At 62.1% G+C, this 13,859-nt stretch carries 12 protein-coding genes and 1 pseudogene; 10 read left to right on the forward strand and 3 right to left on the reverse strand.

What is annotated here, in order from left to right:
• Position 1: 1 nt before the first annotated feature.
• Positions 2–1,042 carry an FUSC family protein gene (locus tag AC0Z4S_RS02615; protein WP_485622102.1) on the reverse strand — a complete coding sequence of 347 codons (1,041 nt, stop codon included), beginning with the start codon at positions 1,040–1,042 and terminating at the stop codon, positions 2–4.
• A gap of 46 nt (positions 1,043–1,088) precedes the next feature.
• A complete protein-coding gene (locus AC0Z4S_RS02620; protein WP_485621926.1) occupies positions 1,089–2,714 on the reverse strand; it encodes an NADP-dependent glyceraldehyde-3-phosphate dehydrogenase in 1,626 nt (541 codons plus the stop codon).
• Positions 2,715–3,123: 409 nt separating this feature from the next.
• On the opposite strand from AC0Z4S_RS02620, the pseudogene AC0Z4S_RS02625 reads away from it, so the two are divergent.
• From AC0Z4S_RS02625 to AC0Z4S_RS02670, 10 genes and pseudogenes are all read left to right on the forward strand, one after another.
• Positions 3,124–3,505, forward strand: a pseudogene (locus AC0Z4S_RS02625) (transposase); the annotation flags it as partial.
• A 251-nt stretch (positions 3,506–3,756) separates the two neighbouring features.
• The gene (locus AC0Z4S_RS02630) at positions 3,757–5,355 is read left to right on the forward strand and encodes a ShlB/FhaC/HecB family hemolysin secretion/activation protein (protein WP_485621927.1); all 1,599 of its coding nucleotides are present in this window, start codon (positions 3,757–3,759) and stop codon (positions 5,353–5,355) included.
• 12 nt (positions 5,356–5,367) lie between these two features.
• The gene (locus AC0Z4S_RS02635) at positions 5,368–7,167 is read left to right on the forward strand and encodes a DUF2341 domain-containing protein (RefSeq protein ID WP_485621928.1); all 1,800 of its coding nucleotides are present in this window, start codon (positions 5,368–5,370) and stop codon (positions 7,165–7,167) included.
• Between the two features lie 11 nt (positions 7,168–7,178).
• Positions 7,179–7,604 carry an ExbD/TolR family protein gene (locus AC0Z4S_RS02640; RefSeq protein ID WP_003201710.1) on the forward strand — a complete coding sequence of 142 codons (426 nt, stop codon included), beginning with the start codon at positions 7,179–7,181 and terminating at the stop codon, positions 7,602–7,604.
• A gap of 3 nt (positions 7,605–7,607) precedes the next feature.
• Positions 7,608–8,312, forward strand: coding sequence for an energy transducer TonB family protein (locus AC0Z4S_RS02645; protein WP_064361688.1), 705 nt, complete (start codon positions 7,608–7,610; stop codon positions 8,310–8,312).
• Positions 8,313–8,349: 37 nt separating this feature from the next.
• Positions 8,350–10,047 carry a putative porin gene (locus tag AC0Z4S_RS02650; protein ID WP_485621929.1) on the forward strand — a complete coding sequence of 566 codons (1,698 nt, stop codon included), beginning with the start codon at positions 8,350–8,352 and terminating at the stop codon, positions 10,045–10,047.
• Positions 10,048–10,064: 17 nt separating this feature from the next.
• Positions 10,065–10,694, forward strand: coding sequence for a DNA repair protein (locus tag AC0Z4S_RS02655; RefSeq protein WP_485621930.1), 630 nt, complete (start codon positions 10,065–10,067; stop codon positions 10,692–10,694).
• Between the two features lie 17 nt (positions 10,695–10,711).
• On the forward strand, positions 10,712–11,182 hold the full coding sequence (locus AC0Z4S_RS02660) for a YbjN domain-containing protein (RefSeq protein WP_485621931.1): 471 nt from the start codon (positions 10,712–10,714) through the stop codon (positions 11,180–11,182).
• Positions 11,179–12,120 carry a peptidylprolyl isomerase gene (locus AC0Z4S_RS02665; RefSeq protein ID WP_485621932.1) on the forward strand — a complete coding sequence of 314 codons (942 nt, stop codon included), beginning with the start codon at positions 11,179–11,181 and terminating at the stop codon, positions 12,118–12,120. The genes AC0Z4S_RS02660 and AC0Z4S_RS02665 overlap by 4 nt, the downstream gene beginning before the upstream one ends.
• Positions 12,121–12,265: 145 nt before the next feature.
• The gene (locus AC0Z4S_RS02670; RefSeq protein ID WP_485621933.1) at positions 12,266–13,246 is read left to right on the forward strand and encodes a substrate-binding domain-containing protein; all 981 of its coding nucleotides are present in this window, start codon (positions 12,266–12,268) and stop codon (positions 13,244–13,246) included.
• Between the two features lie 214 nt (positions 13,247–13,460).
• Here AC0Z4S_RS02670 and AC0Z4S_RS02675 read toward each other — a convergent pair whose 3' ends face one another.
• Positions 13,461–13,820 carry a DUF6124 family protein gene (locus AC0Z4S_RS02675; RefSeq protein ID WP_485621934.1) on the reverse strand — a complete coding sequence of 120 codons (360 nt, stop codon included), beginning with the start codon at positions 13,818–13,820 and terminating at the stop codon, positions 13,461–13,463.
• Positions 13,821–13,859 lie beyond the last annotated feature (39 nt).

The raw sequence follows: 13,859 nt of genomic DNA on the forward strand, positions 1-13,859 counted from the left end.
TTCAGATGTTCCAGCGCGGCGCGGTGGCCGCCAGACGTTGGCGCATTTCGCTGATATTGGCTGCCAGTTGTCGCGTCAGCATCCGATAGCCGTCCAGCGTATTGGCAACCGGCGCATCCAGGTCCGCTGCCGGCAGTTCCATCGGACGCTCCAGCCGCTGCGAGGCGCCGGTTTTCAACGCGCGGGCCATGCCGATCAGTTGCACGCGAATCTGCCGGTGTTCAGCCTTCAGTGCCGTTTGCAGATGTGCCGTAGCCTGTGGGTCGCTGACGCTGGGACGGATATTGCCAAGGATTTCCAGGGTGCTGATACACATGCGCAGGTTGCGCTGAATGGCGTCGAGCTCGGTCATGGAAATCTTCACTTCCTTGGACACCGACGGCATCAGCGAGCGCAGTTGCACCATTACCGCACTCACCTTGCTCATCAGCCGCACATGTTCGTCGGCGCTGACCGCTTCACCGTTGATGATGCGCCCGTACACCGTTGCGCAGTCGCGCAAGGCATCGGCGAGGTTGTAGCGCCACGAGTAGACCGCGTACAGCGGCAGGGCGAAGGAAAACGCCAGGGCGAGGGCGATGCCGATCAGGATGTCGACGCCGCGCCACAAGCCATCGGTGATGGGGTTATCGCCATGTCCGGCGACGATGAATACGGTGATGGCCGAGAGCAGGGCGGTGTAACCGCCCTTGCCGATCGCGTGATAAGAGAAAAAACCACAGACCACGGCCATGGAAAAGTAGGTCAGCCACGGCATGCCCAACCAGGCGTGCTGCGCCACCAACGCCAGCCCGACACCCGCGCCAATCAACGTGCCAATGGCGCGCTCGGCGGCTTTTTTGCCGATATTGCCGTGGTGCTGCAGTCCGCCGATCACCACCAGCATGGTCACCGACGCCCATTCGCCATGGGGCAGGTTGATGCCGGTGGTCAGCACAATGGTCGCCAACAACCCCAGCGCCACCCGCACGGAGTGAATCAATCGAGCGTGGCGGTAGCGCCGATACGGGTCCAGCAGCGGGCGCAGGATTCGGCGCAACAGCGGTGGCCATCGGTGGGTGCTGAATCTACTCAGTGCAAGGCCCTCGTCAGAAGATATAGTCGGTGGTCAGGAAGCTCGAATCGCGGCCGCGAATGATCTCGCTGATCAGGTCCTTGTTGCTTTCCTGGAATTTGGTCGCCACCAGGGTACGGATCGAAAACACCCGCAACGCATCGTGTACCGACAGCGTGCCTTCAGCGGAGTTCTTGCGGCCGTTGAACGGATAGGTGTCCGGGCCGCGCTGGCACTGGGCATTGAGGTTGATCCGCCCGACCTGGTTGGCGAAGGTGTCGACCAGCCGCCCGACCGCCACCGGGTTGGTACCGAAAATACTCAACTGCTGACCGAAGTCGGATTCCAGCACGTAGTCGATCACGGTATCCAGGTGACGGTACGGCACGATTGGCACCACCGGGCCGAACTGTTCTTCCTGATAGACGCGCATCTGCGGGTTCACCGGATAGAGCACTGCGGGGTAGAAGAACGAGGCATGGGATTCGCCGCCATTCGGGTTGACCACTTGCGCGCCTTTGCTCTGCGCATCCGCCACCAGACCATGCAGATAATCGACCTTGCCCGATTCCGGCAGCGGCGTCAGCGCCACGCCGCTATCCCACGGCATGCCCGGTTTCAGCGTGGCCAGCCTGGCATTGAATTTGTCGATAAAACTGTCGACCACGTCTTCATGCACGAAGAGGATTTTCAGTGCGGTGCAGCGCTGGCCGTTGAACGACAGCGAGCCGGTGAGCGCTTCGCTGACGGCATTGTCGAGATCGACTTCGGGCAAAACGATGCCCGGGTTCTTCGCATCCAGACCCAGAGCCGCGCGCAAGCGGTGCGGTTTCGGGTGCAGCTTCTTCAGGTCGCTGGCGGCCTTGTTGGTGCCGATGAACGCGAAGATGTCGATCTTGCCGCTGGCCATCAGTGCGCTGACGGTTTCGCGGCCGCTGCCATAGATTACGTTGATCACGCCGCTCGGGAAGCTGTCGCGGAAGGCTTCGAGCAACGGTCGAATCAGCAGCACGCCGAGCTTGGCCGGTTTGAACACCACGGTGTTGCCCATGATCAGCGCCGGGATCAGCGTGGTGAAGGTTTCGTTCAGCGGATAGTTGTAAGGCCCCATGCACAAGGCGACGCCGAGCGGTACGCGGCGGATCTGGCCGAGGGTGTCCTGCTCCAGCTCGAAGCGGCTGGAGCGGCGGTCGAGTTCTTTCAGGGCGTTGATGGTGTCGACGATGTAGTCGCAGGTGCGATCGAACTCTTTTTCCGAATCCTTGAGGTTTTTGCCGATCTCCCACATCAGCAGCTTGACCACGGCTTCGCGCTGCTCACGCATGCGGCCGAGGAACGCTTCGACATGCTGAATACGCTCGGCCACGCGCATGGTCGGCCAGAGGCCCTGGCCACGGTCGTAGGAGCGGACAGCGGCGTCGAGAGCGGTGAGCGCGGTTTCGGCATCGAGCAGCGGCGTGCTGCCGAGGATGACCTGTTCTTCACCGTTTTCGCCTTTCAGATAAACCGGGCTGCGAACCTGCGCGAGCGGGCCGTCCCAGCGGCGTAATTGGCCGTCGACCAGATATTCACGCTGCTCCACCTGACCGTCCAAGCGATATTTTTCCGGGATGTCGCTGGCAGAAGGGAACAGGTTGCCAAGGATATTTGCTGTGGTCATGTCACTACCCTGTGTTGATGTCTGCACGCAGATCAAAAAGTCTCAACAGGTTATACGCCTGAATGCGTCGACATTTAAACCCGCGAATGTCACGCGAATGTCACGCAACGGTGTTCCCACAGTCCACCCTGTGGGAGCGAGCCTGCTCGCGAAGGCGGCGGCACATCCAACATTCTCATTGCCTGACACAGCGCTTTCGCGAGCAGGCTCGCTCCCACGGTCGATCGTGTACATCCGTCAATCCGCCTTCGGTAATGAAGCTTTTATGACAAAAGTTCGGTAGCCCTTTGCCAGTCCGGTCATGCCTGTGTAACGCGCTTGAGGGGCCTTTCGGGGCGCACTTTGCAAGCCGAGGCGGGACGCCGGGAGTGAGGCAATGGGGACTATGGAACGCTATTCGAAAGTGGGCATGCAGGAGCTCGATCAACGTCTGTCGAAGATCGTTGAAGCCGCGCGCAAGAAGCCGGTTTCGGTGTATCGCTACGGCGCGCCGTGGGTCTGGATCGTCTCGCAGGAGGACTGGCAGGGTGCTCTGAAAGAAGTGTCCAGCTACATTCCGCCGGGCCATTCGCTGGTGTTGCTGCGCCCGCAGATCGACGATCTGCTCGACGCCCACCAGGGCCTGCTGCACGACCTCAATGCCGTACCCGGCATGCTCATTCCCGCGCAAACGGTCATGCACATCCTGCTCCTGCAACTGCTGTATTCGGTGCCCAGCGAACAGCAACTCTATGAACAGCTCAACTACAACCTGCTGTTCCGCTGGTTCGTCGGCCTCGGCCTGAACCAGAAAGTCTGGAGTTTCACCGCCCTCAGTCGCGACATCGCCACGTTGCTCAACGAGCCGCGCGCGGTGCTGCTGATTCAGAAAATCATCGGCGAAGTGTTCTGCGGCGCCTTGCTGCAAATGCCCGAGTTCTCGCTGAACTTCGCGCTGTTGCACACCTGGCTGGGCAAGCACGCCTGCGCCACAACGATCAGCAATTGACGCATCACACCGGGCGCTAACGCCCACAGGTCATCGCGAATTTCAGGGGGTAGTGTGGAACGGATTTTCACGTCACGGCTGGCGCTGTGGGGCTGGCTGCTGGTGACGGCAGGCGCGCAGCCGGCGCTGGCCGAGGAGGGCGCAGAAGCGCCCGCCGCGCAGCGTCTGGTCGACGTCAACGAATACTTCGTGCGCGGTAATACCGTGCTCGATGCGCGGGCGATCGAAGAAGCGGTCTACCCGTTTCTCGGCCCGCAGAAAGCCTTGAGCGACATCGAAGGCGCGCGCGATGCGTTGCAGAAGGCCTATCAGGAACGCGGCTATCAATCGGTGTTCGTCGAGCTGCCCGAGCAAGCCGTGGCCGATGGCATCGTCTATCTGCAAGTCAGTGAAACCAAGGTTGGCCGGGTGCGCGTGGTCGGCGCCAAACACTATTCGCCGCTGGACATTCGCGACAACGTCCCGGCGCTGAAGGAAGGCGAGGTGCCGGACTTCGCCAAGGTCCAGGGCGAACTGGCGCAGCTCAATAAAACGCCTGGCCGCCAGGTCATGCCACTGGTGCGCGAAGGTCAGCGCCCCGGCACCATGGATGTCGATCTGCAGGTCGAAGACCAGAATCCGTGGACGGCCAGCGTCGGCCTCAATAACGATTACAGCGCCGACATCGAGAAGCTGCGCAGCGTCACCAGCCTCGGCTACAACAACCTTTGGCAGCTCGGCCACAGCGTCAACCTGACGTTCTTCACCGCACCCCAGGAAACCGACAACGCCAAGGTCTGGTCCGGTTCCTACACTGCGCCGCTGAGCGAACGCTGGAGCGTGCAATTCTCCGGTTACCAGTCCGACAGCAACGTCGCCACCATCGGCGGCAGCAACGTCCTCGGCAAAGGGCATTCCTACGGTGTCGCGGCGATTTACACGCTGCCCTCGAGCGGCAACTGGTCGAACTCGCTGTCGGCCGGCATCGACTTCAAGGACTTCGACGAGCGCCTGAGCCTGTCCGGCGAAAGCGACAAGGTACCGTTGAAATACGCGCCATTCACCTTCGCCTACAACGGCTATCGCTACAGCGAAAAGAGCCAGCTCGGCCTCGGCCTGAGTCTGGTTGCCGCTACCCGCAGCGTATTCGGCTACGGCAGCGACGACGATGATTTCGACTACAAACGCTACCGCGCCAAACCGAGTTTCGCCGTGCTCAAGGGCGACACCAATTACACCTGGACCTTCGACAACGACTGGCAGAGCGCAAGCAAAGCGGCGTTCCAACTGGCCTCGGGTCCACTGGTTTCCAACGAACAATTCTCCGCCGGTGGCGCCACCTCGGTGCGCGGCTACCTCGCTGCCGAGCGCACCGCCGATGACGGCTACCTGCTCAGCCAGGAATTGCGCACGCCGTCGCTGGCGAAGTTCGCCGGCACATGGATGCAGGACTGGCGCTTCTACGCCTTCGCCGAGGGCGCGCAGTTGTACCTGCGCGACGAACTGCCGGACCAGGACGCCAACTACGCCCTGGCCAGCGTCGGCCTCGGCACCCGCGCCAGCCTGAGCAAATGGCTGTCCGGCAGCCTCGACTGGGGCTACCCGCTACTCGAAGGGCCGAACACCTCGAAACAGGAATCGCGCCTGCACTTCAACCTTCAAGCCACTTTCTAACGGAGCACGTCCATGCAACGCCTTCTCCTTTCGTTGTTGATCTGCCTGGGCTTCGTGCTCCCGGCCACGGCCCAGGCCTGGTGGCAGGACGACTGGCATTACCGCAAACAGATCGCCGTCGACACTACCCCGCAAGGCGCGGCGATCAATCAGGCCCTTGGCCGCACCGCGCTGCTGGTGCGCCTGCACACCGGCAACTTCACCTTCGACGGCGTGAAAGAGGACGGCTCGGATCTGCGCTTCGTCGCCGCCGATGACAAGACTGTGCTCAATCACCAGATCGAAAGTTTCGATGCGCTGATGGGCATGGCGCTGATCTGGGTCGATGTGCCGAATGTCGAGGGTGGCCAGCGGCAGGACATCTGGATGTACTACGGCAATCAGAAAGCCCCGGCTACCGGCAACGGCCAACTGACCTTCGATCCGAGTTACACCGCGCTGTATCACTTTGACGGCGCCACCGGCACCCCGGCGAAAGACACCACGGCGTACGGCAACACCGCGCAAAGCGCGACCGGCACAGCGATCGACGGCGTAGTGGGGCGCGCCTTGCAGTTCAGCGGTCAGCCTTTGTTGCTGCCGGCCAGTCCGTCGCTGCAACACAACGTTGGCAGCGCGTTCACCTTCAGTGCCTGGCTGCGACTGGATCAGGCCAGTGGCGAGCAACTGATTCTGGCCCGTCGCGAGGGCACGCAAAGTCTGCTGGTCGGCGTCAACCAAGGCCTGCCGTTCGTGGAGATCGACGGCCAGCGCGCCGCTGCCACCCAAGCGCTGACACCGGCGCAATGGCAACACGTTGCACTGACCGCCGAAGGTTCGAAAGTCACCCTGTACATCAACGGTCGCGAGAGCGCGGTGTTGGCTCAAGCGATGCCGGCGTTCAACTCGGTCATGGCCATCGGCGCCGATCTGCACGAAGGCGCGTTCCAGCCGTTCGCTGGCGCCATCGATGAACTGCGCCTGTCGAAAGTCGCCCGTCCGGCCGCGCTGATGCTGGCCGACGCAACCTCGCAAGGCGCCGAGTCGAAACTGGTGGCTTACGGCGTCGATGAAGAACAGTCCGGGTTCGGTTTCGGCAGTCTCGGCTTCCTGCTCAATGCCGTGCCAATCGACGCCTGGGTGATCATTGCCGTGCTGGTGCTGATGATGTTCCAGTCGTGGATCATCATGCTGCGCAAGAACCGCAGCCTCAGCCGCGTCACTGCTGCCAACGAAGACTTCCGCGTGCAATTCGCCAAGGTCGGCACGCGTCTGGAAATGTTCGCCGACGACGCGCAACTGGCCCAGCGCCTGCAGCACTCGTCGTTGTGGCGCCTGTATCTGGTGGCGGTCAAAGAGATCCGCACTCGCCGCGAGCAGGGCGCGGATACCTCGTCGGTTTCTGCCGCGACAATCGAAGCCATCCGCTGCTCGATGGACGGCGTGCGCACCCGCGAAAACCAGCAGTTGAGTTCGAAACTCTCGACCCTGTCCAACGCCATCGCCGGCGGCCCGTACATCGGCCTGCTCGGCACGGTATTGGGGATCATGGTGGTGTTCCTCGGCACGGCGATGGCCGGCGACGTCAACATCAATGCCATCGCGCCGGGCATGGCCGCCGCGTTGCTCGCCACCGCCATGGGTCTGTTCGTCGCGATCCCGGCGCTGTTTGGCTACAACCGCCTGATCACCCGCAACAAGGAAGTCAGCGCCGACATGCGCGTGTTCGTCGACGAGTTCATCACCCGTCTGGCGGAGATGCACGGCGAGAGCCAGTTCAGTGAGGCGTCGCACCAGCGCGGCCATCACGCCAACCACTCCGTACCGGCCTGAGGAGCACTGTCATGGCGTCCGTAAATGCCTCCCACGACGATGATGACGATGCTGCGGTGGACAGCATCAACATCACTCCGCTGGTCGACGTGCTGATGGTGGTGCTGGTGATGTTCATCCTCACCGCCACCGCGCAGGTCTCCGGAATCCAGATCAACCTGCCCAAGGCCAGCGCTTCGGTGTCGCTGTCGGAGGCCAAGACCAAGGCGATCTCGGTCAACGACGGCGGCCAGGTGTTTCTCGATGCCTATCCCGTGACGTTGGCGGAGCTGGAAGAACGCCTGCGCATCGAGAAAGCGCAGAGCCCGGATTTTCCGGTGATTGTGCGTGGCGATGCGACGGTGCAGTACCAGAAAGTCATCGAAGTGCTCGATCTGCTGCGCCGGCTCGAACTGTCCCAGGTCGGTCTCGTCACCGGCAAACCGAGTCAGGGCTGAGTCATGACCGCACAACTCCCGATCGAGCCGCCGCCCGTGAAAAAGTCGCCGTTGCGCTATGTGAAGTGGGGCGCCGGATTGCTCGTCGGCGCGCTCGCCGCGTGGTTCCTCTGGCAGTGGGCCAACGACATGGCCGGCGTGCGCCGCGAAGCGCCGAAGGTGCCGACGATCATTCCGTTGCCGCCACCGCCACCTCCGCCCCCGGAGAAACCGCCGGAGCCGGAAACCCCGGTGGAAGAAAAAGTCGTCGAGCCTGAGCCAACGCCGGAGCCGGAAGAGGTCAAGCCTGAGGAAGAGGCGCCGCCATCGCCGGCGGACGATCTGGCCAACCCGATGCAAATGGACGGCGACGCGCAGGCCGGCAGCGACGCTTTCAACATCGGCGCGGGCAAGGGCGGCGGCATGGCCGGGGCCGGCGGCGGGCGTTTGGGCACGGGCACGTACAGTCAGTTTCTGGCGTTCACCTTCCAGCGTCTGCTGCGTGAGAACCCGGATCTGCGCAACCTCGCGTTTTCGCTGCAGGCCGATGTCTGGCTGAGCAGCGTCGGCGAGATCACCCGTGTCGAGCTGATCAAGTCCAGCGGCAACCCGCAAATCGATACCCAGGTGCTGGCCGCTTTACGCGGTGCACCGGCCCTCAGCGAACGGCCTCCGGCCTCTATCACTTTACCTGTGCGCTTGTCCCTGCAAGGGCGGCGTCCGGGCTAACCCACTTTCAAGCTTCGGCAAAAGGAGTTGTGTGCAGATGATTTCCAATGTGAATCGATTGTCCCTGGCGGTCGGCATGGTCATTGCGACCCTGGTCGGTCAGGCCGTGGCAGCGCCTGCGCCCTCGGAGAACGCCACGATCAATCTGATCCGCTTGCTGGTCGAGCAGGGCATTCTGAAACAGGACAAGGCCGACGCGCTGATCGCCCAGGCGCAGAACGAAGCCGCGCAGGCGAAACAGGCTGCCGCGTCCACCGCAGTCGCCGCCGGGCCGGTCGCTGCGCCGGGCGATGTCCGTGTGCAATACGTCCCGGCAGCGGTGCGTGATCAGATTCGCGATCAGGTCAAGGCCGAGGTCATGGCCACCGCCAAACAGGAAAACTGGGCAGCGCCGAATACCTTCCCGGACTGGGCCTCGCGCATCAGCTTCGACGGCGACATTCGTCTGCGCGACGAGTCGCGTTACTACTCGGGCAACAACAGCAACGAAATCGTCGACTTCGCCAAGCTCAACAACAACGGCCCGTACGACGTGAACCCCAATAGCAGCACCAGCCTGCCGCCGTTGCTCAACACCCGCGAAGACCGCGAAAACCTGTTTCGCCTGCGCGCACGCCTGGGCATGAAAGCGGTGATCTCGGAGGAGTGGACCGCCGGCATTCGCATCGGCACCGGTTCGGACAACAATCCGGTATCGACCACGCAAAACCTCGGTGGCGGATTCGCCAAGAAAGACATCTGGCTGGATCAGGGATATCTGACCTGGAAGCCGCTGGATGAGCTGACGTTGACTGGCGGTCGCTTCGCCAACCCGTTCATGTCCACTGACATGCTCTATTCCAACGATCTGAATTTCGACGGTGTGGCGGCGATTTTCGATCACAAGCTCAACCGCGATTGGGGCGTGTTCGGCACCGTCGGCGCATTTCCGGTGGATTACACCAACGACACGACCAGCAGCAACGGCTTCGACAAGGAAGAGAGCGACAACAAGTGGCTGTACGGCGCGCAATTCGGCGCGAAATGGGCGATCAACAGCAACAACCGCCTCAAAGGTGCGCTGGCCTATTACCGCTTCGACGACATTCAGGGCCAGCGCTCCAGCCCTTGCGAACCGTGGGCCGGCGCGCCGGGCTGCGACAGCGACGGCACTCGCGCAGCGTTCATGCAGAAGGGCAACAGCGTGTTCCTGCTGCGTGACATCACGCCGAACCCGCTCAATCCGAGCGCCACGCCGCAGCCGCAATTCGTCGGTCTTGCGTCCGAGTTCAACCTGCTCGATCTCAACGTCGTCTGGGACGCCGATCTGCCGCAGGACTTCAAACTGCGCAGCCAGGGCAACTACATCCACAACCTCAGCTACGACGAAGGCGACATGCGCAAGCGTTCCGCCGGGCAGATCGTCAACAACCTCGACAGCAACGGCGAGATCGAAAGCGGCGCCAATGCGTGGATGGTGCAGTTCACCCTCGGCAACGCGCTGGACCTCAAGCGCAAGGGCGACTGGAACCTGTTCGCCGGCTACAAGTACATCCAGCCGGATGCCTTGCCGGACGGCTTCAACGACTCGTCATTCCATCTCGGCGGCACCAACGCCAAGGGCTATTTCATGGGCGGCAACTACGGCTTGGCGAAGAACGTTTCCGCCACCGGCCGCTGGATGAGCACCGAAGCGGTGTACGGCGCACCGTTCGACATCGACGTCTTGCAGCTTGAGATCAACACGCGCTTCTAAGGCGCCGGGAGAGCTTTATGAACACGCGTTTTCTGGCGCTGGGCCTCGGGTTGCTGATCGCCACCGGGGCGAGCGCCGAAGGTATGGAAGAGCGCTTGCGCACGCAATTGCGCAGTACCACCCAGCAACTGCAGGCCCTGCAAAGTCAGCAGGCCCAGGCCAGTGCTGCGCAACTGGCGGCGCAGAACGAAGCCAAGGCTGCGCAGGCGCAAATCAAGCAATTGACTGCCGAACTGGCCAAAGCCAAAGGCCTCGCCGAGCAACTGGCCGGGCAACAGCAGAGTCTGCACAGTCAGGCCCAGGCACAGGTGGCGGCCAGTGCCGAACAGACCGGCAAGTTCAAAAAGGCCTATGACGAATTGCTGGTTCTCGCGCGCGGCAAAGAAGCCGAACGCGCGAAGCTGCAAGCGCAACTGGCGGAACGTGACACACAAGTGCAGCAATGTTCAGCCAAGAATCAGCAAATGTACGGCGTCGCCAAACAGATCCTCACGGCCTACGAAAACATCGACGTCGCCGAAGTGATGAAGATCCGCCAGCCCTTCGCCGGCAGTGCCCGGGTCAAGTTCGAAGAACTGGCGCAGGGCTTTGGCGACGAGCTGTACAAGACCCAATTCGACGCGCCGCAAGCCGCGATCGCTCACTGATAACAAGGAAGAAAAACATGACTCAATTGATCACCCACGTTTCCCCGCAAGCGCTGACCGAGGTTTTGCAAGCCGCCGGGTATCGCGTCAACCCGAGCGAACAGAACGGCATCGTTCAATTGCTAAGCGCCAGTCAGGGCATTGGCTACGCGGTGCGTTTCGGCAACCCGGCGGTGGAGCAGGGCAGCTTTGTTGATTTCACCTTCAGCTGCGCGCTGCGCGTGCAGGGTGATTTGCCCCAGGGTATAGCAGAGCAGTGGAATGCGACGCGGCGGTTTGCGCGGCTGTCGTTGCAAGGCGAGTTTCTGGTCATGGAAATGGACGTGGTCGTGGCGGCGGGTGTGAGCAATGAGCACCTGCGCGGCAACCTCGAATTGTGGGATCGGCTGTTGCAGGAGTTCATCGTTTACCTGCGTGATTTCAGCCAGACCGCGGGTGCGCAAACCGCAAAGGCTACTGTCGCCGAAGCAGAGGAAGTCGCGCTGTGAAAAAGCCTGCCATGATGATCGGCGCCGGAGCGCTGGCGTTGTTGGTGGTGGCCGTAGCGCTGGTGCTGCGGCCGGGGAGTGACCCAGTCGCCGCCCAGCAGCCGTCGCCGGTGGCGGCGGTTGCAGCCGGGCCAGCCGTGGCGCGGTTGGGCAATCAGCAGGTTTCGCCTGAAGAATTGCAGGCGCTCCTGGCCGCCGTCCCTGCGCAAACCCGTGAACAGTTGCGCGGCAATCGTGAGGCGCTGGAGCGCTGGATTCGAACGCGTCTGGCCGAGAAAGCCGTGCTCGAGCAGGCCGATGCGCAGGGCTGGGCGCAGCGGCCCGACGTCGCCCGGCAGACCCGTGCGGCGACTGAACAGATTGTATTTCGTGATTATTTGCGTTCGGTGAGTCAGGTGCCGGGGGAGTATCCGAACGCGGCTGAGCTGCAGCAAGCGTATGACGCCGGAAAGGCCAATTGGCAGACGCCGGCGCTGTACCGGGTCAGTCAGATTTTCCTTGGTGTCAGCGATTCCGCTTCGTTGGAAACCGTGCGTAAACAGGCCGCTGAATTGAGCAAGAAGGCGCAGTCAGCGCCGGGCGATTTTGCCGCGTTGGCTACGCAGTATTCGCAGGATCGCGTCACGGCAGAGCGGGGCGGTGACATCGGCCTGCAACCGTTGCAGCAACTGGTGCCGGAAGTACGCGGCGCCGTGGCGCGGCTCAAGGTTGGCGCCGTGACCGATCCTGTGCAAAGCGCCGCCGGCTTCCACGTGATCAAACTCACCGAACAACAACCGCCGCGCACGGCGACCCTCGATGAACTGCGCGATCAATTGACCCAGGCCTTGCGTGCGCAACGCCAGGAACAAATCGCCCAGGCCTACCTCGACGGCATGCTCAACACCGCCACCCTGAGCATCGACGGTGCTGAACTGAACAAGATAATAGGCAACTGACACACATCGATCCTGTAGGAGCTGTCGAGTGCAACGAGGCTGCGATCTTTTGACCTTGCTTCTGAAGATCAAAAGATCGCAGCGTGCCGCAGCTCCTACAAAGAATTGCGTCACGACAACAACATAGATCGACAGGGAGTCATCAATGTCATTCACCGAACCCGCAGGACGCCCCACCGCCAGCGTTTACCATGCGCCGCAAAACAAACCCGAACCCTGGCTCAACCAGGCCGCCACCATCGACAGCGAAGTCGCCCGGTATTTCCTCGTCAGCGCCCGCTGCGGCTGCTTCATGCAAGCCGCGCGAAGCCTCAACGTGCGCTCGACCTTGCTGCGCAAACAACTCGCGCAACTCGAACAGCAACTGCAACACAGCCTGTTCAGTTTTCAGGGCAGCAACCTCAGCCTCACCCGCGAAGGCCAGCAACTGCAGGCCCGACTCATCACTCTGGCCCACGAACGCAAACTCCCGGTCATCGAACAACCGCTGATTCGCCTCGCCATCGCCGAGTCCATCCTCCACGACATCCTCGGCCGCGACCTCATCGCACTGCTGCGCCGCAATGCCAGCCTGCGCCTGGAAATCATCGCCCTCGACAGCGAACTGGCCCTGCGCGCCGTCAGCGCCGACATCGTTCTCTGGCTCGCCCCAGGCGAAACGCCACACCCCGGCCCAGCGTTCGCCACCGGCGAACCGCAAAGCCTCGCGCGCATCGAGTATCTGCCGCACATTGCCAAGCGCTATTCCCGGGTGACTGCGCGACCGGGAACGCCGGAAGATCTGGCGGATTTCATGCTGGTGCAGTGGCAGCATGATCGGCGCGTTGAGAGTTTTCGGTCTTGGAATGAACTGGTCGAACAACGCTTGGCCGGTGTGGTGCAGATGCAATCTTATGAATTGATGTTAGAGATGATCCGCTGTGGCGCCTGCATTGGCTTGCTGCCGGCATACATGAGCCGCTTCGACCGAGGCCTCATCGCACTGCCCGGATTATTCGCCGAGGCGATGCAGCTCCATGCTTGGCTCGCCGTCAACACCGACTCGCAAAATTCCCCCGAAGTCCAGGCCCTCACCGACCTCATCCAGCAAACCTTCAACGAACGCCACGAATGGTTCCAGCCTTGACCCGATCCCCTGTAGGAGTGAGCCTGCTCGCGAATGCAATCCACCAGTCGACGTTTCAGTGACTGACCCACCGCCTTCGCGAGCAAGCTCGCCCCACAAATTCGGCGGTGGAACCGCTGCTGCGTGAGCGACACGAATCCCCTGTGGGAGCGGGCTTGCCCGCGAAGGCGTCGGTGGCGACAGCGCCTCACTCAAAGCCTGTCACAGAGGCCCGCTACTGCGTCAACTCCAGATTATCCAGCACCCTATTCACGGCCAACTCCCCGAGCATGATCAGCTGCGCAATGCCCATCAGCGTCCGGCGTTGCGACGGTTTCACCAGCCCGGCGAATTCCTGAGCGATGGTTTTGGCCGAGGCGAGGGTTTCGCAGGCGTTGGCCAGCAGGTCTTCGTTTTTGGTGTCGGCGGTGACGGCGTACATCGCGCGGGGGCTGAAGGGCGGTGGCGTGGAGCCGGGTGGGCAGAGGTAATGGTCGAGGGCGCGGTCGGCGGCTTCGTGGAGTTTTTTTGAGTCGAGGGATTCGTAAGGGGAGGTGGGGTCGGTTTCGGGCGGGTTGGGTGTGGGTTTTATCATCGGTAAAGCCTCTAGAGTAGTGAAGCTGCCACCGTTCGC

Source organism: Pseudomonas sp. 1L-B-1-E-C1 (genome assembly GCF_057291835.1).